The sequence below is a fragment of the Streptomyces sp. NBC_00083 genome, from assembly GCF_026343295.1.
Taxonomy (GTDB): Bacteria; Actinomycetota; Actinomycetes; order Streptomycetales; family Streptomycetaceae; genus Streptomyces.
Genome location: NZ_JAPELY010000001.1, coordinates 321,832 through 345,171, shown reverse-complemented (window position 1 = coordinate 345,171; position 23,340 = coordinate 321,832). Strand labels below are relative to the sequence as shown.

Sequence of the window (23,340 nt, the reverse complement as noted above, 5' to 3'; positions counted from 1 at the left end):
CCCGACTGTCTCGCCCCCTGATCAACACCGGCCCCCACCGGTGTTGTGCATCAGCGTAGGGCCGTCGGCGGTGCGGGGAAGGCACTTTGCAGAACTGTTTGAACCCGGACGGCTACGTGGCGTACGCAGATGTTTAAGGTGAGTTCCATGTTTCGTATCGAGACAGAAGTGGACAAGGACCGTCAGGTGGAGCTGCAACGGCGGCTGCGCGACACCAACACCGAGCGCTCGCCGGTGCTGCGGGCGATGCGGGGGACTCCGGCGGAGCGGGAAGTGCCGCTTCAGGTCTGGGGGTTGAACGAGGCGGGGCTTGTGGCGGGGGGTCTGGTGGGGCGCACCTGGGCGGGTTGGCTCCATGTGGACCTGCTGTGGGTCGACGCGGGGTTGCGGGCGGCGGGGCTGGGCAGCCAACTCCTCTCTTCTGCGGAGGAGTTGGCGCGCTCCGAGCGGGGCTGTGTGTTCTCCCGGGTGGAGACGTGGGACTTCCAGGCGCCGGAGTTTTACCGCAGACGGGGGTACGAGGTCGTGGCGGCGATCCCCGACTACCCCCCGGGCGTAACCGAATACACCCTGACCAAGCCCCTCCCCTAACCCCCGGGGCTCCGCCCCAGCCCCCGTGTCGCGCCTTAAGGGCGCTCGTCCTCAATCGCCGGACGGGCTGAGGTGGCCTCCACAGGCCGGGGCCGAAGAGCCGGACGAGCTGAGGTTGCCGATGCTGGGCATGCCGCCAAGGCCCACCCACCCAGGGGCGCGGGGCTGTGTCTCTCGCGCGGCTCCGCCGCGGTGGGCGCGAGCAGGGAGCTCGACTCCGGGTGCCCTACTAGGGGCGCGGGGAACTGCGCCAGACGCGAGCACGATCCGCACCCGAAAGCGGGGTTGCCCGGGGCTCCGCCCCAGACCCCGTGTCGCGCCTTAAGGGCGCTCGTCCTCAATCGCCGGACGGGCTGAAGATGCTCGAGATCGGCACCCTGCCAAGGCCCACCCACCCAGGGGCGCGGGGAACTGCGCGAGACGCCAGCACGGTCCGCAGACGAAAACGGGGCCGGGGGCAGCGCCCTCACAGAAGTTGGTGGGCTCCCCGGGACGGGGTCGCTTCGAAGAGGCGGGGCGGGGTCAGGGACGCCGAGGCGAACGCGGAGTTCAGCGCGGCCGAGACCCGCTGGACCCCCGCCGTCTCCACGAGCACGATCGCCGACCCCCCGAACCCCCCACCCGTCATCCGCGCCCCCAACGCCCCCGCACCGACCGCCGTCCCCACCACCAGATCCAGCTCAGCGCAGGACACCCGCAGATCGTCCCGCAGGGAGGCGTGGCCCTCGGTGAGGACCGGGCCCACCCCCCGGACGTCGCCCGCGGCGAGCAGCCCCGCGACCCGCGCGACCCGCTCGTTGTCGCTCACCACGTGCCGCACATAGCCCCGCACCGTCGGCGAGGACAGCTCGCGCAGCGCGTCGGGCAGTCGCGCGGAGGACAGTTCGCGCAGGGTCCGTACACCCAGCTCCCGCGCGCCCCGCTCACAGCCGGCGCGCCGCTCGGCGTACGCGCCGTCACCGAGGGCGTGCTGCACCCGCGTGTCGACGACGAGGAGCCGCAGCCCGTGCGCGGGCAGGTCGAAGGGGATCTGACGCCGGGTCAGATCACGAGCGTCCAGGTGCAGGACGTGGCCCTCGGCGCAGCACGCCGACGCCGTCTGGTCCATGATTCCGCAGGGCACGCCGACGAAGGCGTTCTCCGCCCGTTGCGCGAGCGACGCCAACTCCGCCATGGAGAGCGGGAGTTCCAGCAGGTCGCGCAGGGCCAGCGCCGTCACCACCTCCAGCGCCGCCGACGACGAGAGCCCCGCCCCCGTCGGCACCGTGGACGTGAGGTGGACGTCCGCGCCCTTCACGTCGTGGCCCGCCTCGCGCAGCGCCCACACCACGCCCGCCGGGTACGCCGCCCAGCCCGCCCCCGACCGCGGCTCCAGCTCGTCGGTGCGCAACTCCACGACCGGGCCTTCGATGTCGGCCGAGTGGAGCCGCAGCACCCCGTCGCTGCGCAGGGCGACCGCCGCCACCGCGGTGTGCGGCAGCGCGAGCGGCATGACGAAGCCCTCGTTGAAGTCGGTGTATTCGCCGATGAGGTTGACCCGGCCGGGCGCCGCCCACACCCCGTCCGGCTCGTACCCGTACAACTCCCGGAAGGCGAGCGCCACCTCACTCATCGCGGGCCCCCCGCACGGTGCGTGCGAACGCCCAGGCGTCCGCGATGATCCCGGCGAGGTCCGCGCGGGTGGGCCGCCAGCCGAGCCGGTCGTGGGCGCGCAGCGCGGAGGCGACGAGGACCGCCGGGTCGCCGCCGCGGCGGCCCGCGACGACCTCGGGGATCTCATGGCCGGTGACCTTGCGGACGGTCTCGATGACCTCGCGCACGGAGAACCCGTTGCCGTTGCCCAGGTTGCAGACGAGGTGGTCGCCGGGGGTCGCCGCGTCGAGGGCGAGGAGGTGCGCCTCGGCGAGGTCCGCCACGTGGATGTAGTCGCGCACGCAGGTGCCGTCGGGGGTCGGGTAGTCGTCACCGTATACGGAGATGAACTCCCTTTCCCCCAGGGCCACTTGGAGGACGAGCGGGATCAGGTGGGATTCCGGCGCGTGGCGTTCGCCGCACGTGCCGTACGCGCCCGCCACGTTGAAGTAGCGCAGCGACACCGCGGCGAGGCCGTGCGCGGCGCACTCCCCCGCGATCATGTGGTCGACGGCGAGCTTGGACGCGCCGTAGGGGCTGGTCGGCGCGGTGGGCGCGGTCTCGGTGACGGGGACCGAGGCGGGTTCGCCGTAGGTGGCCGCCGTGGAGGAGAAGACGAGGCGGCGCACGCCCGCCTCCCGCATCGCGGCGAGCAGCGCCATGGTGCCGCCGACGTTGTTGGCCCAGTACTTCTCGGGCACCGCGACCGACTCGCCGACCTGCGAGAACGCCGCGAAGTGGAGGACCGCGTCGAAGGAGGGGTCGAGCCACCGCGCGGCGTCCTGGACGCGGCCCTCGATGAAGGCGGCGCCGGCCGGGACGGCTGCGCGGAAGCCCGTGGAGAGGTCGTCGAGGACGCTCACGTCGTGGCCGGCCTCGACGAGGTGGGCCGCCACCACGCTGCCCACATACCCCGCGCCGCCCGTCACCAGGTACTTGCTCACGTGCTTGCCACCTCTCGCAGTCGCTCGGCCGCGGTCTCCGGCGGCACGTCGTTGATGAACACGTTCATGCCGGATTCGGAACCGGCGAGGTACTTCAGCTTGCCGGAAGTACGTCGGATGGTGAAAAGCTCCAGATGGAGCCCGAACTCCTCGCGGTCGACGGCTCCCTCGCCCCGGAACGGCGCCTGGTGCCAGGCGGAGATGTAGGGGGTGGGCGGCTCGCCGGGGCCGAAGATCCGGTCGAAGCGCCTCAAGAGTTCCAGGTAGATCTGTGGGAACTCTGTGCGCGCGCCGTCGTCGAGGGCGCGCAGGTCGGGGACGCGCCGCTTGGGGTGCAGATGGACCTCGTAGGGCCAGTGCGCGGCGTACGGCACGAACGCGACCCAGTGTTCGCCCTCCAGAACCACCCGTTCGCCGTCGGCGAGCTCGCGCCGGACCACGTCGTCGAAGAGGTTGCCGCCGGTGCGCTCGCGGTGTTCGGCGAGCGAGCGGAGCATGAGGGCGGTGCGGGGGGTGGTGAAGGGGTAGCCGTAGATCTGGCCGTGCGGGTGGCCGAGGGTGACGCCGATCTCGGCGCCGCGGTTCTCGAAGCAGAACACCTGCTCCACCTGCGGGAGTTCGGCGAGGTCGGCGGTGCGGTCGGTCCAGGCCTCCAGGACGAGGGCGGCCTGCTCCTCGGTGAGGTCGGCGAAGGAGGCGTCGTGGTCGGGGGTGAAGCAGACGACCTCGCAGCGTCCGGAGTCGCCGGCGAGGGAGGGGAAGCGGTTCTCGAAGACGACGACGTCGTAGTCGGCGGCCGGGATCTCGCTGTCGAGGCCCTCGCGCGAGGGGCACAGGGGGCAGGCGTCGGCGGGCGGCAGATAGGTGCGGCCCTGGCGGTGCGAGGCGACGACCACGGTGTCGCCGAGCAGCGGGTCGCGGCGCAGCTCGGACGCGGTGGACACCGGGTCGAGCGGGCGGCGGTCGCTCTCGTCCCGCACCAGGTCGTCCCGCGCGTCGTAGTAGAGCAGCTCACGACCGTCGGCGAGCCGGGTCGACGTCTTCTTCACCTGAACCTCCACCATCCAACAGAATCGCACACAACAAACCACAAGCCAACAGTCACCGTCAATGGCCCTGCACGAGACCACGCGAACGGCGGCAGGCCGACCTGCGGACCCACGCCCGATCACAATCAAACAAACAATCTCATCAAAAGTGTTCAGTTTCTGAACATCGAGGCGTAGGTTCCCGTCCCGGATCGGTACGTCCGGATCAGCACGACCGGATCGGTAAGCGCGACGAAGCGGGTACGCATGCAATCTCTGGCCGCGGGGCTCCGGCTCCCCACCAATGGGCTCGACTACACGATTTTGGCGATCTACTTCATCGTCGTCCTGGGCATCGGCTTCGCCGCCCGCGCCAGCGTGAAGACCAGCCTCGACTTCTTCCTCTCGGGCCGTTCGCTGCCGGCCTGGGTGACCGGGCTCGCGTTCGTGGCCGCCAACCTCGGCGCGACCGAGATCCTGGGCATGTCCGCGACCAGCGCCCAGTACGGCGTGGCGGTCGTGCACTGGTACTGGATCGGCGCGATCCCGGCGATGGTCTTCCTCGGGCTCGTGATGATGCCGTTCTACTACGGCTCGAAGGTGCGCTCGGTGCCGGAGTTCCTGCTCCAGCGCTTCGACAAGTCGGCGCACCTGCTGGCGTCGGCGCTCTTCGCGTTCGCCGCGGTGCTGATCGCGGGCGTCAACCTGTACGCCCTGTCGATCGTCGTGGAGGCGCTGCTCGGCTGGCCGCAGTGGGTGGCGATCGTGGTCGCCGGGCTCTTCGTGCTCGCCTACATCACCATCGGCGGGCTCTCCTCGGCGATCTACAACGAGGTGCTCCAGTTCTTCGTGATCCTGGCCGCGCTGATACCCCTGACCATCCTCGGCCTCAAGCGCGTCGGCGGCTGGGACGGCCTGACCGGCTCGCTCAAGGCCAGCCACGGCCACAACTTCCTCTCCGCGTGGGGCGGCACCGGCATCGGCGAGTCCAACCCGCTCGGTGCGAACTGGCTGACGATCGTGCTCGGCCTCGGCTTCGTGCTCTCCTTCGGCTACTGGACCACCAACTTCGCCGAGGTGCAGCGCGCGCTCTCCGCCAAGAACCTCAGCGCGGCCCGGCGGACCCCGCTGATCGCCGCCTTCCCCAAGATGTTCATCGTGTTCCTGGTGATGATCCCGGGTCTGGTCGCGGCCGTCCTCGTCCCGAAGATCGGCACCCCGGGCTCGTCGCTCACGTACAACGACGCGATCCCGCTCCTGATGCAGGACCTGCTGCCCAACGGTGTGCTCGGCATCGCGGTGACCGGTCTGCTCGCGGCGTTCATGGCGGGCATGGCGGCGAACGTGTCGTCCTTCAACACCGTGTTCACGTACGACATCTGGGCCAAGTACGTGAAGAAGGACCGGCCGGACGCTTACTACCTGCGGTTCGGCCGCCTGATCACGGCGATCGGTGTCCTCGCCTCGATCGGCACGGCCTTCATCGCGTCGTCCTTCTCCAACATCATGGGCTACCTCCAGACGCTGTTCTCCTTCTTCAACGTGCCGATGTTCGTGGTCTTCGTGATCGGCATGTTCTGGAAGCGGGCGTCGGTGAAGTCCGGGGTGTGGGGGCTCTTCGCGGGGACGTCGGCCGCGATGGTCAACTACTTCTGGATCTACAAGCAGGGCGTGATCTCGATCCCGACCGACCAGGGCGCGAACTTCGTCTCCGCGATCGTCGGGTTCGTGGCCGGCGCGGTGGTGATGGTGGCGGTCACGCTCTTCACCGCGCCGAAGCCGGCGGCGGAGCTGGCGGGCCTGGTGTACGGGACGAAGTCCCCCGGCATCGAGGAGCCGCCCGCCGAGGGCGACAGCGCGTGGTACCGGCGGCCGGCGCTGCTGGGCTGGGGCGCGATTGCGCTGGCCGCGCTGTGCTATGTCCCGTACTCGTTCTGAAGCCCCCTGCTGACCGCCTGACTGACTGACTGACTGACTGGAGTCAACGCAATGTCCGAACTGCACGACGAGGTAACGGAGTTGGAGCGGAAGTCGGCGTCTGCGGCGCGGCTGTTCGACATCCGTCGGATCATCGGGGGGTTGTTCACCCTGTACGGGGTGATCGTGACGGTGGCCGGGGTGATGGCGTCCGACGCGGACCTCAAGAAAGCGCAGGGGATCAACATCAACCTGTGGACGGGCCTGGGGATGCTGGCGCTCGGCGTCTTCTTCCTGACGTGGCTGAAACTCCGCCCCCTGGCTCCGCCGGACCCCGAGACCCCCTGACCCCGGCCCAGCCGAAAGGCCCTCCCCGTCTCGCGCAGTTCCCCGCGCCCCTGGCGGGATCGGTGCCGGGCGGCATGCACCTCCCCAGCCCGTCCGGCGATTGAGGACGAGCGCCTTTCGGGCGCGAACGGGGTCTGGGGCAGAGCCCCAGGAGTCTGGACCCCAGCCCGTTCACCACCCCCGGAGGGTTTCGGGAAGGGGCGGGGTGGGGCATCCCGGGGCCTGGGGCGGAGCCCCAGTGACCCCGCCGCACTTCGGGTGCGGACCGTGCTGGGGCACCCGCGCAGTTCCCCGCGCCCCTAGTAGGTGACCCGGCATCGCACCCGCGACCCACGCCCACCGCGGCGGAGCCGCGCAGAAGGTGCAGCCCCGCGCCCCTGTAGGGCACCCCGCGTCAGGGGTCAGGGTGTGGCTCGGTCCAGGAGGCCGGTTCTGGCGGCCAGGGCGGCCGCCTCCAGGCGGGAGCCGACGCCCAGCTTCATCAGCACCCGCTGGACATGCGTGCGCGCCGTGGAGGGCGCGATCCCCATCCCCGCCGCGATCACCCGCGTATCCTCCCCGTCGGCCACCCGCACCAGCACCTCCACCTCCCGAGGCGTGAGCAACGACAGGAGCCGCTGCCCCTCGTCGTCCGGCTGGGCCGCGGGGTTGAGGAGTTCGGCGAACGCGCCCTGGAGGAGCTGCGGCGCGACCGCCGCCTCCCCCGCCCGAGCCTTGGCCATCGCCCGCTCGACGCCCTCGATGCGCTCGTCGTGCCGCACGTACCCGGAGGCCCCCGCCGCGAACGCCGCCGCGATCCCCCGCGGGTTCGGCACCGGACCCAGCACCACCACCGCGACCTGAGGCCGTTCCCGCTTGATCCGCACGATCGGGTCGAACACCCCCGGCTCGGCGGGCGAGGCCGTGCCGAGGAGGCAGACCTCCGGCGCCCGGCTCACCACCAGCTCGGCCGCGCCGGCGACCGGAGCCGTCGCGGCGAGCACCCGGTGGCCTCGTAGTTTCAGCGCCGAGGCGAGTGCCTCGGCGAGCAGCCGGTGGTCGTCGACCACCATGAGCCGCACGCCCATCGAGCTACCCCCATCCCCGGCCCGCCCCTCTTGCCCCGGCAAGCTACACGCTTGTTCGACGTCACGCTCCGCTTACCGGAGAGATGCCCCCGGAAGGCCGAATTCTCCGGCATGCGGGACCGGTTGAGGAAGTGCGCGGGGCGGGAAGGGGGCGCACGCCCTCTTCCCGCCCCGTGCGGACCGCGGCTCGCGCCGGTCCCGGATCAGCTCGTGCCGGTCGCCATGAACAGGAACTTCTTCTCGGAGTCGCTGTCGGAGTACGGCTTGCTCAGGAGCTGGGCGCCCAGGTACAGCCGCCCGTTGCCGTACAGGATGTCGGCGTACTTCCCGGAGAAGGACTGGATCGCGTCGCGTACGGACCGCTCGGCCGGGTTCTCCAGGAGCAGCGTCGACTTGAGGCTGCCCCCGTCGATGCTGACGACCTGGCTGCCCTTGTCGTACGGGCCCTCCTTGTACGCGATGACGTTGTTGCCGTCCATGCGCAGCGGGTACGCCGTGTAGCCGTCACCGGCGTCGGCCTTGCCGGGCACGGGCTGGCCCGTGGTGAGGTCGAAGGCGATGATCTCGTTGGTGCGGCCGATGGAGCCGGTGCCGCCGGCGTTGTCGTGCTCCTCGGTCGGCACGTACAGCTTGCCGTTGCCGGCGACGACCATCGTGCACTTCTCGACGGAGGTGCTGTCGCAGCTGGCGGAGTACTTGTCGCCGGGCGCCGGGATGCGGGCGAGCAGCTTGCCCGTCTTGTCGTCGACGGAGAAGAAGTCGGAGATCCCGCTGCCGTCGCCCGCGCTGTCGCCGACGTCGGCGGCGAGCACCAGGGGCTTGCTGGAGACGATGTGGGCGTAGTCGATGCCCGGCATCATCTTGTACGTGGAGGTGGGCTGACCGGTCTTCGGGTCGAGGGTCTGCACGTTGATGGTGGGCTTGTCGTAGTCGCCGCACTTGCGGACCGCCACGAGCGCGTCACCGCCGCCGTAGCCGACGTCCTTGCACTGGTCGGCCGTGGTGGTGGGCTTCCACAGCTCCTTGCCGGTGGTCAGGTCCCAGGCCGCACCGCCGTCGAGTCCGCCCGCGGCGACGGTTCCGGCGCCCACGGTGATCTCGTCGAAGCGGGACTTGCGGTCGCCGCTGGCGCCCTTGACGTCGGCCTGCCACAGCAGTTTGCCGGTGTTCAGGTCGAGGGCCGCGACCTCGGTGCAGGAGGGGTACTTGGAGCCGCTCTCCGTGCTCTCGAAGGCGAACGCGGTCTTGCCGTCGGCGGAGGCGTGCGAGCTGGCCTCGCAGACGTTGCCGGTCAGCGGGAGCGTCCAGAGCGGGGTGCCCTTGGCGGGGTCGTAGCCGACGATCTGCTTGACGCCGGCCTTGACGTACACCTTGTCGGTGAGCCAGGAGCCGTGCACCGAGGTGAGGTCGGTGACCTTGGGCTGGGGGGTCTGGAAGAGCACCTTGGCGGAGGTGTTGGCGGGCGCCTTCTCCTTGCCGCCGCCTCCGGTCGCGCTGCCGCCGTCGCCCTTGGCGCCGCCGGTGTCGCCCGTCTTGGCCTCGCTCTTGCCGTCGTCCTTGCCGGTGGCGTACCAGATGCCGCCGCCGACGATCAGGGCCACCGCGACGACCGCCGCGATGATGATCATGAGCTGGGTGTTGGGCTTCTTGCCGCCTCCGGGGCCGCCGGGGCCGGGCGCGCCCGGCGTTCCGTACTGCGGCTGCATGGGCTGGGTCGGCGGCTGGCCCGGGTAGCCGTAGCCGGGCTGTCCCGGCTGCATCGGCTGGGTGGGCGGCTGGCCGGGCTGGCCCGGGTAGCCGTAACCCGGCTGCTGCGGCGCGGCGTTCGGATAGCCGTAACCCGGCTGCTGCGGCGGGGTGTTGGGGTAGCCGTAGCCCGGCTGCTGCGGGGGCGTCTGCGGGTAGCCGTAGGCCGGGGGCCCCGCGGGCGGCGGGGTGCTCGGCGGCCCGGCGGGCGGCGGCGGAGCAGGCGTGCCGTAGCCGCCGGCCGGGGGCTGCTGGGGCGCGCCGAAGCCGGACGCCGGGGGCTCCTGCGGGGCGCCGAACCCCTTGGGCGCGTCATTGGGCTGCTGCGGGGGCTGGGGCGGTTGGGGTGGCTGGCTCATGCTGTGGTGACCTCTGGCTTCAAGAAGGGCGCGGAGACGGGGAGTTGGGGCGTCACTTGCCGAAGGACAGGATGGAGTTGTCCTTGTTGTCGCCCTTGGGGCCCTTCACCATGGTGTTCATGAGGAAGAACCGTCCGCCGACCCACGCGGCCGCGGGGTCGTAGAAGTTGCGTTCGGTCGAGCCGGCCGATGTCGGGCTCTGCATCGTGATCTGCGGGGTGCCGCCGGTCAGCGGGAGCGACGCGATGGAGGCCGCTTCCTCGACGCCGGGCTCCACGTAGAGCGTGAGCTTGCCGTTCTCCAGGGCGAGCGGCTCCATCGTGCGGCCCTTGGGCGCCGCCGCGTGCCACTTCTCCGCACCGGAGTTGAGGTCGAAGGCGACGACCTCGTTGCTGCGGCCGACACCCAGCTCGCCGCTGTCCTTGCCCTCGGTCGCCATGTAGAGGGTGTTGGCGTCGGCCGTCACGCCCCAGCAGCCGCCGAGCGAACGCTCGACGATGCCCAGGCCCACGCAGTTGGCGGTGAGCGACGACTTGGTCTTGACCGACGAGCGGAGCTTGCCGTCCGGGCCGAAGGCGGAGATGTTCGACGCCTTCTTGTCCCTGTTGGTGGCGTACACGACCAGCGGGTCCATGGAGTAGACGCGGGCGACGGTCCAGCCCTTGTCGTACTGGAAGCTCCACTTGGCCTTGCCGGTGGCCGGGTCCACCTCCTGGAGGACCTCCGACGACGGGGCGTCCAGGTCGTTGTTGTTGGGGTCGGTGCAGCTGCTCACGGCGATGAGCTTGGTGCCGCCCGCGTACGCCTCGGGGTGGCAGTTGCCGGTCTTCGGGTTGCCGAAGACCTTCTTGCCGTCCGTCATCGAGTAGCCGCTCGCGCCGCCCATGCGGGACACCGCCACGGTGTTGCCGCTGATGGCCAGGTCGAGGCTGACCATGGAGTCGAAGAGGCCCTCGGCCTGGACCTGCACCTTCCAGCCGAGCTTGCCCGTGGCCAGGTCGACCAGCTGGAGCTGGTTGCACTTGGCGTCCTTGGTGTTGTTCTCCTGGACGCCGAGCACGACCTTGCCGTCCGCGGTGGGCTTCGGCGCCGCCCCGCAGATCGGGGTGTCCAACGGCACCGACCACTTCTGCTTGCCGTCGGCCACCGCGTAGCCGACGATCTCCTTGTACATGGCCTTGACGACGGTGTCGCCGAGCGCCCACGGGCCGTACTGGTCGGCGCCGCCCTGCGGCAGCGGGGTGTCGTTCTCGTGCAGCCAGACCTTCGCGTCGCCGGCCTTGGCCCCGGAGTTGAGGTCGTCGCTGCCGTCGCCGCGCCCGTTGCCCTTGCCGTCGCCCTGGTCGACCGAGGCGGAACCGCTCGGTACGGCGCTGTGGCTCGTGTCGGCGACGGGCTTCTTGCCGCCGTCGCTGCCGCTCGTCGCGAAGTACACGCCGCCGCCGATGACGAGGAGGGCCGCGACCGCCGCGGCCACGATCACCGCGGGCTTGCCCTTGAAGGGGTTCTTGCCGCCGTCACCCTGCGGAGGCACCGGCCCGCCCGGGTACGGCGGCTGGCCCGGGTAGCCGTAGCCGCCCTGCTGGGTCTGGGCGTACGGTCCGCCCTGCGCGCCCGCCTGCGGATAGCCGTAACCGGGCTGGCCCGGCGCCGTCTGGGGGTAGCCGTAACCCGGCTGGCCCGGGGCCGTCTGCGGATAGCCGTAACCCGGCGCGGGCTGCGGGGTTCCGTAGCCGGGCTGCGGCGCGGCCGGCGGCATCTGCGGCGGCTGCGCGGGCGGCGTGGGCGGCGCGGCCGGCATCTGCGGCGGCTGCGGCGGCGGTCCCTGCGGCTGGGCAGGGGGGCCCTGGGGCTTGTCCTGCGGTGCCCCGAAGCCCCCCTGCGGTGGCTGAGAACTGGGCGGCTGGGTCACAGCGAGATACCCCCGAATTTGCGTCTTTGCGTCTTTACGTCAGTCGAACGGAGCTACTTTCTATCACTCGGAGCAGCGCGCACCACGGGCCGGTCCACCCCTGTTCCCAAGGGAGAACCGGCCCGTGATGCTGCCGTTATGGACTCTGTACGCCGTCTCTACGCAAGCGCCGCAAGACGTACGTACGGGTATGTGTGTCAGGCCTCCTCGGCCAGTTCGAGCCAGCGCATCTCCAACTCGTCCCGCTCGACGATCAGTTCGCGCAGCTCGGCGTCGAGCTTGGCCACCTTCCCGAAGTCCGTGGCGTTATCAGCGATTTGCGCATGCAGACTGGTCTCGCGGTCGGAGATCTTGTTGAGCTGCCGCTCGACCTTCTGGAGCTCCTTCTTCGCGGCCCGCGCGTCCTGCGCGGAGACAGCGGGCGCGGCCTTGGCGGCGAAGGACGCCACCGGGGCCGGCGCGGACTCGATCATCCGCTGCCTGCGCTCCAGGTACTCGTCGATGCCGCGCGGCAGCATCCGCAGCGTGGCGTCGCCGAGCAGCGCCCACACGTGGTCGGTGGTGCGCTCGATGAAGAACCGGTCGTGGGAGATGACGACCATGGAGCCGGGCCAGCCGTCGAGGAGGTCTTCGAGCTGGGTCAGCGTCTCGATGTCGAGGTCGTTGGTGGGCTCGTCGAGGAAGAGCACGTTCGGCTCGTCCATCAGCAGGCGCAGCAGCTGGAGGCGGCGGCGCTCACCACCGGAGAGGTCACCGACCGGCGTCCACTGCTTCTCCTTCGCGAAGCCGAACTGCTCGCACAGCTGGCCCGCGGTCATCTCGCGGCCCTTGCCCAGGTCGACCCGGTCGCGGATCTGCTGCACCGCTTCCAACACCCGCAGGGCGGGCGGCAGTTCGGCCACGTCCTGCGAGAGGTAGGCGAGCCGTACGGTCTTGCCGACGACGACCTTGCCCGCGGCGGGCTGCGCCTCGCCGCCGGTGTTCCAGGCCTCGGTCAGGGCGCGGAGCAGCGACGTCTTGCCCGCGCCGTTCACGCCGACCAGGCCGATGCGGTCGCCGGGGCCGAGCTGCCAGGTCAAGTGCTTGAGCAGCAGCTTCTCGCCGGCCTGTACGGTCACGTCCTCCAGCTCGAAGACGGTCTTGCCGAGCCGCGCATTGGCGAACTTCATCAGCTCGCTGGTGTCGCGCGGCGGCGGCACGTCGGCGATCAGCTCGTTGGCGGCCTCGATGCGGTAGCGCGGCTTGGAGGTGCGGGCCGGGGCGCCGCGGCGCAGCCAGGCCAGCTCCTTGCGCATCAGGTTCTGCCGCTTGACCTCTTCGGTGGCGGCGATGCGGTCGCGCTCGGCGCGCGCGAAGACGTAGTCGGAGTAGCCGCCCTCGTACTCGAAGACCGAGCCGCGCTGCACGTCCCACATGCGGGTGCAGACCTGGTCGAGGAACCACCGGTCGTGGGTGACGCACACGAGGGCCGAGCGCCGCGCCTGGAGGTGGCGGGCCAGCCAGCTGATGCCCTCGACGTCGAGATGGTTGGTGGGCTCGTCGAGGATGATCAGGTCGGGCTCGCCGATCAGCAGCTTCGCGAGCGCGATGCGGCGCCGCTCGCCACCGGACAGCGGCGCGATCACCGTGTCGAGCCCCTGCGCGAACCCCGGCAGGTCGAGCCCGCCGAACAGGCCCGTCAGCACGTCGCGGATCTTGGCGTTGCCGGCCCACTCGTGGTCGGCGAGGTCGCCGATGACCTCGTGCCGGATCGTGGCCTTCGGGTCGAGCGAGTCGTGCTGGGTGAGCACGCCGAGCTGGAGCCCGCCCACGTGCGTGACCCGGCCCGTGTCCGGCTCCTCCAGCTGCGCGAGCATCCGGATGAGGGTGGTCTTGCCGTCGCCGTTGCGCCCGACGACCCCGATCCGGTCCCCCTCGGAGACGCCGAGGGAAACGCCGTCGAGCAGGGCACGGGTCCCGTACACCTTGCTGACTGCCTCGACATTGACCAGGTTGACGGCCATTTCACTCCTGAGCGCGGGGATGGATCGTCATCCAGAGTAGTCGCAGCTACCGACAGCAGCGGTCCGTACGCTGAGCGAGCGTACGGACACGGAGGGTGGACGGTACGGTCACGAACCGTCACCCTGGGTGAGTTGAGCGGGGAGATCAACTCACCGGAAGGCGGCGGCACATGACCGACGACTGTGAACGGGGCGGGGGCGGCGCGGGTGCGGGCGAACCCGTGCCGTCCGACAGCCTCAAGACGTTCGGGGCGTTCGTGCAGGGCCTGCGCGAACACGCCGGCCTCACGCGCGACGCCTTCGCGACGCTGGTCCGCTTCTCCAAACACACGGTGGAATCGGTCGAGCAGGGCCGCCGCATGCCGGACGAGGAGTTCGTGGAGCGCGCGGAGGTTGCCCTTGGCAATACGGGGGCGCTTCGGCGGGCGTACGGGCATCTGACGCGGCAGCCGGGGCTTGCGGCGTGGTTCAGGGAGTGGGCGCGGCGCGAGCGTACGGCGGTGAGCCTCTGCACCTACGAGTGCCGGATGGTGCCGGGGCTTTTGCAGTCGGAGGCGTATGCGCGCACGCTGTTCGAGAACGCGGTGCCGCCCCTCACGGACGGGCAGGTCGCGAGGCAGCTCGACGCGCGGATGGAGCGCCAGCGGTTGCTCCGGGAACGGCCGAACGTGCCGTTCAGCTTCATCGTGTCCGAGGCCGTGTTCCGCGAGCGCCTGGGTGGCCGGGACATCACGGTCAGCATGCTGGACCACGTGCTGGAGAGCACGAAGCCTCGCAATGTGACGCTCCAGGTCATGCCCCTCGGCTGCGAGCTGCACGCATGTTTGGACGGACCCTTGCAACTGCTGGAGGGGCCTGACGGAAAGCGCTATGCGTACTCGGAAGGGCAGCGCAACGGCAGGTTGATCAGCGATCGAAAAGAGGTAGTCCCACTCCAGCAGGCTTATGACACACTGCGATCGCAGGCTCTCAACTCAACCAAGTCGCGGGGCCTGTTGGAGCAGATCCGAGGAGCCCTATGAGCACCCCCGAACTCACCTGGTTCAAGAGCAGCTTCAGCGGCACGCAGGGCGACAGCTGCGTCGAAGTCGCCCTCGAATGGCACAAGTCGAGCTACAGCGGCACCCAAGGCGACGACTGCGTCGAGGTCGCCCTCGGCTGGCACAAGTCGAGTTACAGCGGCACCGAAGGCGACAGCTGCGTCGAGGTGGCCGTCTGTCCCGCCACGGTTCATGTGCGGGACTCGAAGGACAAGGCCCGCCCCCACCTCGCCCTCTCCAGTGAGGCGTGGACCGCGTTCGTCGCGGCGCACCGGGGCTGACCTCCCCGGCAACTCCCGCCCCGCAGAGCTGAATTGACGCTGTGCGGGGAACGATGGCCCCGGCCGGTGCGTCTCCCCTAGCCTGTGATGATCCGGGGGAGGGTGGGGCTTTCGATGCAGCGTCTTGGCGATGCCGATCCGCGCACGGCCGGACCGTACGCGCTGGTGGGGCGGCTCGGCGCGGGCGGGATGGGCGCGGTGTACCTGGGCCGGTCGGCCGGGGGACGGACGGTCGCGGTGAAGGTGGTGCGGCCGGAGCTGGCGAACGACGCCGGGTTCCGGGACCGGTTCCGGCGGGAGGTCGCGGCGGCGCGGCGAGTGTCGGGCGCGTTCACCGCGCCGGTCCTGGACGCCGACACGGACGCCGACGTGCCGTGGATGGCGACCGCGTTCGTGGTCGGGGTCTCGCTGCACGAGGCGGTCGCGGCGCACGGCCCGCTGCCGAAGGACGCGCTGCTGATGCTGACGGCGGGGCTCGCGGAGGCGCTGACCGCCGTGCACGGCGCCCGGGTGATCCACCGCGACCTCAAGCCGGGCAACGTCCTGCTCGCGCTCGACGGGCCGCGCGTCATCGACTTCGGCATCGCGCGGGCCACCGACGGCACGGCGCTCACCTCGACCGGCGCGGTCATCGGCTCGGCGCCGTACATGTCGCCCGAGCAGGCGACGGGACAGCCGCTGACGGCGGCGAGCGATCTGTTCGCGCTGGGCTCGACGGTGGCGTTCGCGGCGGGCGGGCGCAGCCCGTTCGGGGACGGCGGCGCGGCGGCCGGGGTGCTGTTCCGGGTCGTCCACACCGAGCCGGACCTGGACGCGCTGCCGCCGGAGCTGCGTCCGCTGATCGCGCGGTGTCTGGCGAAGGAGCCCCGGGAGCGGCCCACGCCGCGCGAGGTGATCGACTTCGTGGAGCGGGGCGACCGCACGTCCCCGCACGAGGGCTGGCTCCCCGGGGCGGTCGCGGCGGACGTCCTCGCGGTGCGGGCCGTCATGACCGCGCTGCCCGCACCCGAGCCGACCCGGGTCCTCGACCCGCCGACCCAGGACCTTCGCGGCGGGTCGTCCGGCCGGGGGCCCGGTCGGCGGAACCTGATCCTGGGCCTGGCCGCCGGGGCGCTCGCGGCGGCCGGGGTCGGCACGGCGGTCGCGTTGAACGGAGACGGATCGGGGTCGGACGGCGGCGCGTCCTCCGGGGTGTCGGGCCGCCCGGCGGGGGCCCGCAGCCGCCCGTCGGGGAACGACGTCACCGAGGCCAAGGTCGCCTGGCAGGTGAAGCAGCCCGCGACGTGCCCGCAGGTGGTCTCCGCGGGCGGGGTGGTGGCGTGCGTGTCCCTCAACGAGATCTGGGGGCTCGACGACCAGGGCCGTACGCGGTGGAGCGTCAAGGGCCCCGACCACGGCGTGCAGTTCTCCGTGCAGGGCCCCACGCCCAAGGCCATCGCGGCGGTCGACGGCGGCCGGCTGTACGTCGCCGCGCTGGCGGCGCCGACGGCGGCGGACCTGAGCTTCCGCAGCACGGTGCTCGGGCTCGGCCTGAGCGACGGCAAGGACGTGTGGACGGCCGGGCTCGACACACCGCCGACCATGGGCGCCATGTTCCTGCCCGGCATCCGGGACGGCAAGGCGTACGTGGCCGTCATGCTGCGTACCGCGGGCAGCGCCGCCACCCCCACCGGCTACGGCATCTGGGCGCTGGACCTCGCCTCGCGCAAGACCGCGTGGTTCCACGGCGGTGAGCCGCTCCTGGCGCACTTCGCGCTGCCGCCGGCCGGCGACCGGATGCTGATCGGCGACACCGGACACCTGAAGGGGCTGGACGCGAAGGGCGCCGAGGCCTGGACGCAGAGCGTGACGAGCGCGGCGGTCGGCGCGGTGGGCCGGTACGGCGTCGTGGTGGACACCTCCGGCACGCTGACCGTCCTCGACCCGGCGACCGGCAAGAAGGTGTGGAGCATGCCGGGGGTGGAGGGCGCGGCCCTGCGCGGCGGTGTCGTGGCCGCCAACCCCGACGGCAGCGTGCTGTACGCCCTGCTCGCCGACGGCGACGGCGGGCTCACCCTGGCCGCCCTGGACACCGCGAACGGCACCAAGCGCTGGACGGCGCCGCTGCCGCTCGACGGCACCAAGAGCTCCACCGTGCGCGCCCGGCTCCTGTACGCCGATAAGACCCTGTACCGGATGGACTCCACGGCGGTGGTGTGGGCCTGCGACCCGGCCGACGGCAGACCGCTGTGGAAGTACACGGGCCTGCGGGGAACGGACCCCGCGAACCTCGCCTGGGCCGCCGGCGACGGCCGCCTGTGCATCTCCGACACGGCCGCCACGACGGTCGCCGCCCTGCACGCGAACGGAGCCTGACCATGGAGCAGTTGGACCCTTCCGACCCGCCCAGGATCGGCCCGTACGTACTGCTGGGGCGGCTCGGCGCGGGCGGCATGGGCGCGGTGTACCTGGGCCGGTCGGCGGGCGGACGCACCGTCGCGGTGAAGGTGATCCGCCCCGAGCTGGCCGGTGACGCCGGGTTCCGGGACCGCTTCCGGGTGGAGGTGGCGGCGGCGCGTTCGGTGTCGGGGGCCTTCACGGCGCCGGTGGTCGACGCCGACCCGGACGGTCAACTCCCTTGGCTGGCAACGGCGTTCGTGCCGGGCGTCTCGCTGGGCGAGGCCGTGGCGGCCGGTGGTCCGCTGCCGCCGGGCACGCTGCGGGCGCTGACCGCCGGGATCGCCGAGTCGCTGGCCGCGATCCACGCGGCGGGCCTCACCCACCGCGACCTCAAACCGGGCAACGTGCTGCTCGCCCTCGACGGTCCGTACGTCATCGACTTCGGCATCGCTCGGGCCGCCGACGGCACGGCGCTCACCGCGACGGGCATGGTGCTCGGCACGCCGGAGTACATGTCGCCCGAGCAGGCCATGGCGCGCCCGCTGACCCCGGCGAGCGACGTGTTCTCGCTGGGCGCGACCCTGGCGTTCGCCGCGCGCGGCTCGGGGCTCTTCGGTGGCGGCGATGTGTCGGACGTGCTGCGGCGGGTGGTGCGCGACGAGCCGGACCTGTCGGCGGTGCCGGAGGATCTGCGCCTGATGGTGGCGGCCTGCCTCGCGAAGGACCCGGCCGACCGGCCCACCCCGCGCCAACTGGTCGCGTTCGTGGAGCGGGAGGGGGCCGTGCCGACGGCCGGGGCGTGGCTGCCGCCCGCGGTGACCGCGGCGATCGAGCGGGCGGCGGCGGTGCTGACCCCGCACCAGGAGGCGGGGACCGTACGCCTGCCCGCGACTCCCCCGCTGCCGCCGCCGGTTCCTGACGACGCTCCACCCTCCACCGCCCCCTCGGGCGCCTCCCTCCTCGGCCGCCGCAGGCTGGTGCTCGGCCTCGCCGGGGGTGCGGCGGCGCTCGCGGGCGGCGGGGTGGGGCTCGGGCTGTGGCTGGGCGGCGGCACGTCGAAGGCGGCGGGCGACGCGAAGCCGTCCTCCTCGGCCCCCGCCCTGACCGACCCGCTGCGCCCGCTGGACACGACTGTGGTGGCGAAGGAGCTGTGGTCGGCGGCCGTCGCGGAGCCGCTCACGCAGATCGTCGGCGGGGGCGGGGCCGCGGGGGCGGGCGGAACGGGCGCGGGCGGAACGGGCGGCGCGGGGACGGTGGTCGCGGTGGGCGGCAAACACCTGGCCGCCTTCGACGCCACGGGCCGACCCGCATGGGGCCCGCTGGACAACGCGTCGGCCCAGCCGGGCCCCAACCTCACCGGCGCCCCGGCCGCGATCGCGAACGGGCTGCTGTTCACGGCCGCCGCGACCGGTGCGGGCGCGCTCCAGCACGAGCTGCGGGCCGTGTCCCTCGACACCGGCAAGATCGCGTGGACCCTGCCGTCACCGGACAAGCTGATGTACTCGATGGCGGTGGTCGGCGTCCTCGACGGCCTGCTGTACGTCACCGGCCAGACGTCGGCGACGGTCGCGACGCCGAACGACCCCAAGTCGCCCGTCACCATCAAGTCGGGCATGGCCCTGTGGGCCGTGGACCCGGCGACCCGGTCGATCCGCTGGCGCACGCTGATCACGGACACCTCGTACGGCCAGGGCAAGCTGTACGTGCCCTCATCCGGCAAGCGACTGCTGTGGGCGAGCAGCAACACGGACGGCAGCGCGCGGACCATGGCCGGCCTCGACACCACCGCGCGAGGGAAGGCGGTGTGGGACCAGCCCTCGCCCGGCGACGGGGACGCGAAGGCCTCCGTCATGATCGAGGGGGGCCTCGCCCCGTGGCGCGACGGCCGGCACAGCTCGGCGGGGGGCCGGTTCCTCTACCTGTCGGACCGGCTGTACGTCCTGGACCCGGACACCGGCCAGATCGCGTGGAAGTCCCCCGCGGTCCCCTTCCAGTCCGTGGTGGCCGCGCCGGACGGCCGCACGGTCTACGGCGTCGCCCCCGACTACAAGCTCCACGCGTTCGTGTATGCCTTCGACGCGGGCAGCGGCGCGGTGCGGTGGGCGGGTTCGCTGCCCATGACGACGGGCGTCGACGTGGCCGTCGAGTACGCCGACGACACGGTGTACGTCACAACGGGCGCCATCCTGTGGGCACTTGACGCGCAGGACGGCAAGGCGCGCTGGAAGTACGAACTGAGCGGCGGCGTGCTCGCCACCCGAACCCCGATCTGGGCCGGCGGCGGCCGGGTCTACGGCACGACGACGAAGGGGCTGGTGGCGCTGGGGCGGTGAGGGGGCTCGGCGTGTGAGAGGGGGTTCGGTTACGCGGGGACTACCGTGGCGCCGGGGGCCGGTGACGTGGCGGTCCGCGCCGTGCGGCACGTGCCGGACGTCGTGAGGGCGGCGGCGACGGTGTCGGCGGTTTCCGCGTCGGCGCACAGGAACGCAGTGGTGGGGCCCGAACCCGAGACCAGGGCGGCGAGCGCGCCGGCCGCGGTGCCCGCCGCGAGGGTGTCGGCGAGGGCGGGGCGCAGGGAGAGTGCGGCGGCCTGGAGGTCGTTGCTGAGCGTGGCCGCGAGCGCCTTGGCGTCGCCGGTGCGCAGCGCGTCGAGGAGGTCGGGCGAGGCGGCGGGGTCGGGGGCGGCGGGGGTGAGCCGGTCGAACTCGCGGTAGACGGCGGGGGTGGAGAGCCCGCCGTCGGCCACGGCGAAGACCCAGTGGAAGGTGCCGCCGACCTCCAGGGGGGCCAGCTTCTCGCCGCGCCCGGTGCCGAGGGCTGCGCCGCCGACGAGACCGAACGGGACGTCGCTGCCCAACTCGGCGCAGATGTCGAGGAGTTCGACGCGGGAGGCGTTCGTACCCCACAGGGCGTCGCAGGCGAGGAGTGCGCCGGCGCCGTCCGCGCTGCCGCCGGCCATGCCGCCCGCGACGGGGATGTCCTTGTCGATGTGGATGTGCACGTGGGGCTCGATGCCGTGGCGGGCGGCGAGGAGCTCGGCGGCGCGGGCGGCGAGGTTGGTCCGGTCGAGCGGGACCTGGTCGGCGTCCGGTCCGGTGCAGGTCACGCGGAGCGTCTCGGCGGGGGTCACGGTGACGGTGTCGTAGAGGCCGACCGCGAGGAAGACGTTGGCGAGGTCGTGAAACCCGTCCGACCGCGCGGGACCCACGCCGAGCTGGGCGTTGACCTTGGCGGGGGTGCGGGTGGTGACGGTACGGGGCTTCACGGGGCGAACTCCTTCAGGTGCGGACCCGCCCATCTTCCCCCACCCAGCCCCCGGGGCTCCGCCCCAGACCCCGAACGCGCCTGAACGGCGCTCGTCCTCAAACGCCGGACGGGCTGAAGATGCCGAAGCTGGGCATCCCGCCAAGAGCAGCCCACCCAGGGGCGCGGGGAACTGCGCGACCAGCCACCCACGGACCGCAGGCGAAAACGGCGTGCCCGGGGCTCCGCCCCAGACCCCGAACGCGCCTAAAGGGCGCTCGTCCTCAATCGCCGGACGGGCTGAAGATGCCGAAGCTGGGCATCCCGCCAAGAGCAGCCCACCCAGGGGCGCGGGGAACTGCGCGAGACGCGAGCACGGTCCGCAGCCGAAGGCGGGGTTGCCTGGGGCTCCGCCCCAGACCCCGTTCGCGCCCGAAAGGCGCTCGTCCTCAAACGCCGGACAGGCTGAAAATGCCCATGCCGCCCGGCAGCGAGAAGTTCGGGGGCGGGGCTAACCGCGCGCGGGGTTGTTTTCGGCGATGGCGGCGAATTCCTCCACCGTGAGGGATTCACCCCGCGCCTGCGGAGAGACCCCCGCTCCCACCAGCGCCGCCTCCGCCGCCGCAGGCGACCCCGCCCAGCCGGACAGCGCCGCCCGCAGGGTCTTGCGGCGTTGCGCGAACGCCGCGTCGACGACCGCGAAGACCTCCGCCTTCGACGCGGTCGTCGCGACCGGGGCGGACCGGCGCACCAGGGAGACCAACCCCGAGTCGACGTTCGGCGCGGGCCAGAACACGTTCCGCCCGATCGACCCCGCCCGCTTCACGTCCGCGTACCAGTTCGCCTTCACCGACGGCACCCCGTACACCTTGTTGCCCGGCTTCGCCGCGAGGCGGTCCGCGACCTCCGCCTGGACCATGACCAGGGTGCGCTCGATGCTCGGGAAACGGCCCAGCATGTGCAGGAGGACCGGGACCGCCACGTTGTAGGGGAGGTTGGCCACCAGGGCGGTGGGCGGCGGGCCCGGGAGCTCCTGGACCTGCATCGCGTCGCAGTGGACGAGCGAGAAGCGGTCGGCCCGGGTCGGCATGCGGGCCGCGATCGTCGCGGGGAGCGCCGCCGCCAGTACGTCGTCGATCTCCACCGCCACGACCCGGTCCGCCGCCTCCAGGAGCGCCAGGGTCAGCGAGCCGAGACCCGGCCCCACCTCCACCGCCACGTCGTCGGGGCGGACCCCGGCGGTCCGGACGATCCGGCGGACCGTGTTGGCGTCGATGACGAAGTTCTGGCCGCGCTGCTTGGTGGGGCGTACGCCAAGCGCTGCGGCCAGTTCGCGGACGTCGGCGGGGGTAAGAAGCGCGTCGGGCTCAGTGGTGCTCACCGATACAGCCTACGGCCGCAGTGCGGCCACGGACTCGACCCCCGGCTCACGAAGAGCTTCTTCGCCCGGAACGTCTGCTCCCCGGCCGGTGCCTGCTCCGCCCGGCCGCTGCCGCCGAGCGCGTGCCAGGTACCCGGGTCGAACTGGTAGAGGCCGCCGTACGTCCCCGACGGGTCGAGGGCGCGCGGCCGGCCGCCGGACTCGCAGTGCGCGAGGCCGCTCCAGTTGAGGTGGTCGGCGCCGCCCACCGACGCCGGCAGCGCCTTGGTGCCGACCTTGACCTGCTGCGTGACGGGCGCCCGGACGATCTCCTCGGCGATCTTCTTCGGCTTCTGCCGGACGCCGTTGACGGTCCGCAGCGCGTACGTGACGCGGCGCGCGCCGGGCCTGCCCTGACGGGCCACGACCTGGGTGCCCGCGAAGAGCGTCGCGTCCTTGGTCTTCTCGACCCGGAACGGGATGGGCTCCTCGCGCACCTCCTTGGTGCCGCTGATCCGCATGACCGTGACGGTCTGTCCGTCGCGCGGGAACGACGAGGGCGCGACGGAGGTGGTGTCCTGGCCCTGGAGCGCGATGCCCGCCTCGTCCAGCGCCTCGGCGACGGTGGCCGCGTTGGTGCGCAGGGTGTGTTCGCGGCCGTCCGCGAGGAAGGTCAGCGAGCGTTCGGTGCGGACGTCGAGGGCGAGGCCCGCGCGGCCGATCGCCGAGGAGCGGGACGCCGACAGGTAGGCGCCCTCGGCGCGCACGCCGAGCTGGCGCAGGGCGCCCTCCACGGTGTCGGCCGTCGTCCACACCTGGCGGCGCTGCCCGTCGAGGGTGAGCTGCACGGGGCGGCCGTACCGGACCACGACCTCGTCCCCGGCGGCGAGTTCGGCGTCCCGGCCCGGCGCCACGATGTCGTGCGCGCCGACCGGTACGTGCTCGTCGTCGAGGAGCTCCTCGACGCTGTCGGCGAAGGTGTGCATGGTGCGGGGCACGCCGTCGACGGTGAGCTTCACCGCCTTGTCGCTGACCAGGAACGCGGAGGTGCCGCCCGCGAGGAACGCCACGACCAGGGCCTGCGGGATGAGCCGGCGCAGTCCGGGCGCCCCCGATGACCTGCGGCGCCGCGCGGCGCGCCGCGCCCCGGCCCGCCCGGCGCCGTCCGCGCCCCGGCGCGGCCCCTCGGGTGCGCGCGGCTCGGGCACGGGCAGCGGGGCGCCGGGGAAGGAGGCGCCGGGCAGGGGGGCGAGGGGGAGAGGGGCGATCTGGGTGTCGAGGTCGGCGTACGCACGCGCGTAACCGTCCTGACCGCCGCGTGCGGCGCGGTGACTGCCCTGCGGATTGCTCACGACGCTCCAGGGTCCGGTCCGATGGTGCGGGCCGGGACACTAGCGGAGCGGCGGTCACTCTCCAAAGCAACTCGACTACGCAGTGTCGTGGCACTACCCTGTGCGACGCCTCCGGCCGCCCCGCGGCGGCCGGAATTC

17 protein-coding genes are annotated in these 23,340 nt (G+C 72.2%); 7 read left to right on the top strand and 10 right to left on the bottom strand.

All coding sequences use genetic code 11. The features are described 5' to 3' along the window. The first annotated feature begins 147 nt into the window (after positions 1-147). Positions 148-591 carry an N-acetyltransferase gene (locus OOJ98_RS01550; RefSeq protein WP_267052791.1) on the top strand — a complete coding sequence of 148 codons (444 nt, stop codon included), beginning with the start codon at positions 148-150 and terminating at the stop codon, positions 589-591. Positions 592-1,057: 466 nt separating this feature from the next. On the opposite strand, the gene galK is transcribed toward OOJ98_RS01550, so the two are convergent. From galK to galT, 3 genes are read right to left on the bottom strand one after another with little or no spacing between them, the layout of a single operon-like run. Continuing rightward, positions 1,058-2,203, bottom strand: a complete 1,146-nt coding sequence (gene galK, locus OOJ98_RS01545) for a galactokinase (protein WP_267052790.1) — start codon at positions 2,201-2,203, stop codon at positions 1,058-1,060. Then, positions 2,196-3,167 carry a UDP-glucose 4-epimerase GalE gene (galE, locus tag OOJ98_RS01540; protein ID WP_267052789.1) on the bottom strand — a complete coding sequence of 324 codons (972 nt, stop codon included), beginning with the start codon at positions 3,165-3,167 and terminating at the stop codon, positions 2,196-2,198. The genes galK and galE overlap by 8 nt, the downstream gene beginning before the upstream one ends. Then, a complete protein-coding gene (galT, locus tag OOJ98_RS01535) occupies positions 3,164-4,216 on the bottom strand; it encodes a galactose-1-phosphate uridylyltransferase (RefSeq protein WP_267052788.1) in 1,053 nt (350 codons plus the stop codon). Before galT ends, galE begins: the two co-directional genes overlap by 4 nt. A 246-nt stretch (positions 4,217-4,462) precedes the next feature. Here galT and OOJ98_RS01530 point away from each other — a divergent pair, with 246 nt between their 5' ends. After that, entirely contained in the window at positions 4,463-6,133 is a 1,671-nt protein-coding gene (locus OOJ98_RS01530; RefSeq protein ID WP_267052787.1) for a sodium:solute symporter family protein, read from the top strand. A 51-nt stretch (positions 6,134-6,184) separates the two neighbouring features. Continuing rightward, entirely contained in the window at positions 6,185-6,460 is a 276-nt protein-coding gene (locus OOJ98_RS01525) for a hypothetical protein (RefSeq protein WP_267052786.1), read from the top strand. Positions 6,461-6,861: 401 nt separating this feature from the next. On the opposite strand, the gene OOJ98_RS01520 is transcribed toward OOJ98_RS01525, so the two are convergent. The 4 genes from OOJ98_RS01520 to OOJ98_RS01505 form a co-directional block, all read right to left on the bottom strand. Beyond that, positions 6,862-7,527 carry a LuxR C-terminal-related transcriptional regulator gene (locus OOJ98_RS01520; protein ID WP_267052785.1) on the bottom strand — a complete coding sequence of 222 codons (666 nt, stop codon included), beginning with the start codon at positions 7,525-7,527 and terminating at the stop codon, positions 6,862-6,864. Between the two features lie 203 nt (positions 7,528-7,730). Then, positions 7,731-9,632, bottom strand: a complete 1,902-nt coding sequence (locus OOJ98_RS01515; protein ID WP_267052784.1) for a PQQ-binding-like beta-propeller repeat protein — start codon at positions 9,630-9,632, stop codon at positions 7,731-7,733. A gap of 52 nt (positions 9,633-9,684) precedes the next feature. Next, a complete protein-coding gene (locus OOJ98_RS01510) occupies positions 9,685-11,433 on the bottom strand; it encodes a PQQ-binding-like beta-propeller repeat protein (protein ID WP_267052783.1) in 1,749 nt (582 codons plus the stop codon). Positions 11,434-11,741: 308 nt separating this feature from the next. Further along, on the bottom strand, positions 11,742-13,547 hold the full coding sequence (locus OOJ98_RS01505) for an ABC-F family ATP-binding cassette domain-containing protein (RefSeq protein WP_267052782.1): 1,806 nt from the start codon (positions 13,545-13,547) through the stop codon (positions 11,742-11,744). Between the two features lie 170 nt (positions 13,548-13,717). Here OOJ98_RS01505 and OOJ98_RS01500 point away from each other — a divergent pair, with 170 nt between their 5' ends. The 4 genes from OOJ98_RS01500 (at position 13,718) to OOJ98_RS01485 (ending at position 19,580) form a co-directional block, all read left to right on the top strand. After that, positions 13,718-14,569, top strand: coding sequence for a helix-turn-helix transcriptional regulator (locus OOJ98_RS01500; protein ID WP_267052781.1), 852 nt, complete (start codon positions 13,718-13,720; stop codon positions 14,567-14,569). After that, a complete protein-coding gene (locus OOJ98_RS01495; protein ID WP_267052780.1) occupies positions 14,566-14,868 on the top strand; it encodes a DUF397 domain-containing protein in 303 nt (100 codons plus the stop codon). The genes OOJ98_RS01500 and OOJ98_RS01495 overlap by 4 nt, the downstream gene beginning before the upstream one ends. 114 nt (positions 14,869-14,982) lie before the next feature. Then, the gene (locus OOJ98_RS01490; RefSeq protein WP_267052779.1) at positions 14,983-17,223 is read left to right on the top strand and encodes a protein kinase; all 2,241 of its coding nucleotides are present in this window, start codon (positions 14,983-14,985) and stop codon (positions 17,221-17,223) included. 2 nt (positions 17,224-17,225) lie between these two features. Further along, a complete protein-coding gene (locus OOJ98_RS01485; protein ID WP_267052778.1) occupies positions 17,226-19,580 on the top strand; it encodes a serine/threonine-protein kinase in 2,355 nt (784 codons plus the stop codon). A 29-nt stretch (positions 19,581-19,609) separates the two neighbouring features. On the opposite strand, the gene OOJ98_RS01480 is transcribed toward OOJ98_RS01485, so the two are convergent. The 3 genes from OOJ98_RS01480 to OOJ98_RS01470 form a co-directional block, all read right to left on the bottom strand. Beyond that, positions 19,610-20,512, bottom strand: a complete 903-nt coding sequence (locus OOJ98_RS01480) for a 4-(cytidine 5'-diphospho)-2-C-methyl-D-erythritol kinase (protein ID WP_267052777.1) — start codon at positions 20,510-20,512, stop codon at positions 19,610-19,612. 489 nt (positions 20,513-21,001) lie between these two features. Further along, entirely contained in the window at positions 21,002-21,871 is an 870-nt protein-coding gene (gene rsmA, locus OOJ98_RS01475) for a 16S rRNA (adenine(1518)-N(6)/adenine(1519)-N(6))-dimethyltransferase RsmA (RefSeq protein ID WP_267052776.1), read from the bottom strand. Further along, complete coding sequence (locus OOJ98_RS01470; protein WP_323177904.1) at positions 21,868-23,064, bottom strand: ubiquitin-like domain-containing protein; 1,197 nt, start codon at positions 23,062-23,064, stop codon at positions 21,868-21,870. The genes rsmA and OOJ98_RS01470 overlap by 4 nt, the downstream gene beginning before the upstream one ends. Positions 23,065-23,340 lie beyond the last annotated feature (276 nt).

Bases quoted from the DNA above. Each gene is read 5' to 3' on its own strand.
- OOJ98_RS01550 (WP_267052791.1), top strand. From the start codon at position 148: ATGTTTCGTATCGAGACAGAAGTGGACAAGGACCGTCAGGTGGAGCTG.
- galK (WP_267052790.1), bottom strand. From the start codon at position 2,203: ATGAGTGAGGTGGCGCTCGCCTTCCGGGAGTTGTACGGGTACGAGCCG.
- OOJ98_RS01530 (WP_267052787.1), top strand. From the start codon at position 4,463: ATGCAATCTCTGGCCGCGGGGCTCCGGCTCCCCACCAATGGGCTCGAC.
- OOJ98_RS01525 (WP_267052786.1), top strand. From the start codon at position 6,185: ATGTCCGAACTGCACGACGAGGTAACGGAGTTGGAGCGGAAGTCGGCG.
- OOJ98_RS01520 (WP_267052785.1), bottom strand. From the start codon at position 7,527: ATGGGCGTGCGGCTCATGGTGGTCGACGACCACCGGCTGCTCGCCGAG.
- OOJ98_RS01515 (WP_267052784.1), bottom strand. From the start codon at position 9,632: ATGAGCCAGCCACCCCAACCGCCCCAGCCCCCGCAGCAGCCCAATGAC.
- OOJ98_RS01510 (WP_267052783.1), bottom strand. From the start codon at position 11,433: ATGCCGGCCGCGCCGCCCACGCCGCCCGCGCAGCCGCCGCAGATGCCG.
- OOJ98_RS01505 (WP_267052782.1), bottom strand. From the start codon at position 13,547: ATGGCCGTCAACCTGGTCAATGTCGAGGCAGTCAGCAAGGTGTACGGG.
- OOJ98_RS01500 (WP_267052781.1), top strand. From the start codon at position 13,718: ATGACCGACGACTGTGAACGGGGCGGGGGCGGCGCGGGTGCGGGCGAA.
- OOJ98_RS01495 (WP_267052780.1), top strand. From the start codon at position 14,566: ATGAGCACCCCCGAACTCACCTGGTTCAAGAGCAGCTTCAGCGGCACG.
- OOJ98_RS01490 (WP_267052779.1), top strand. From the start codon at position 14,983: ATGCAGCGTCTTGGCGATGCCGATCCGCGCACGGCCGGACCGTACGCG.
- OOJ98_RS01485 (WP_267052778.1), top strand. From the start codon at position 17,226: ATGGAGCAGTTGGACCCTTCCGACCCGCCCAGGATCGGCCCGTACGTA.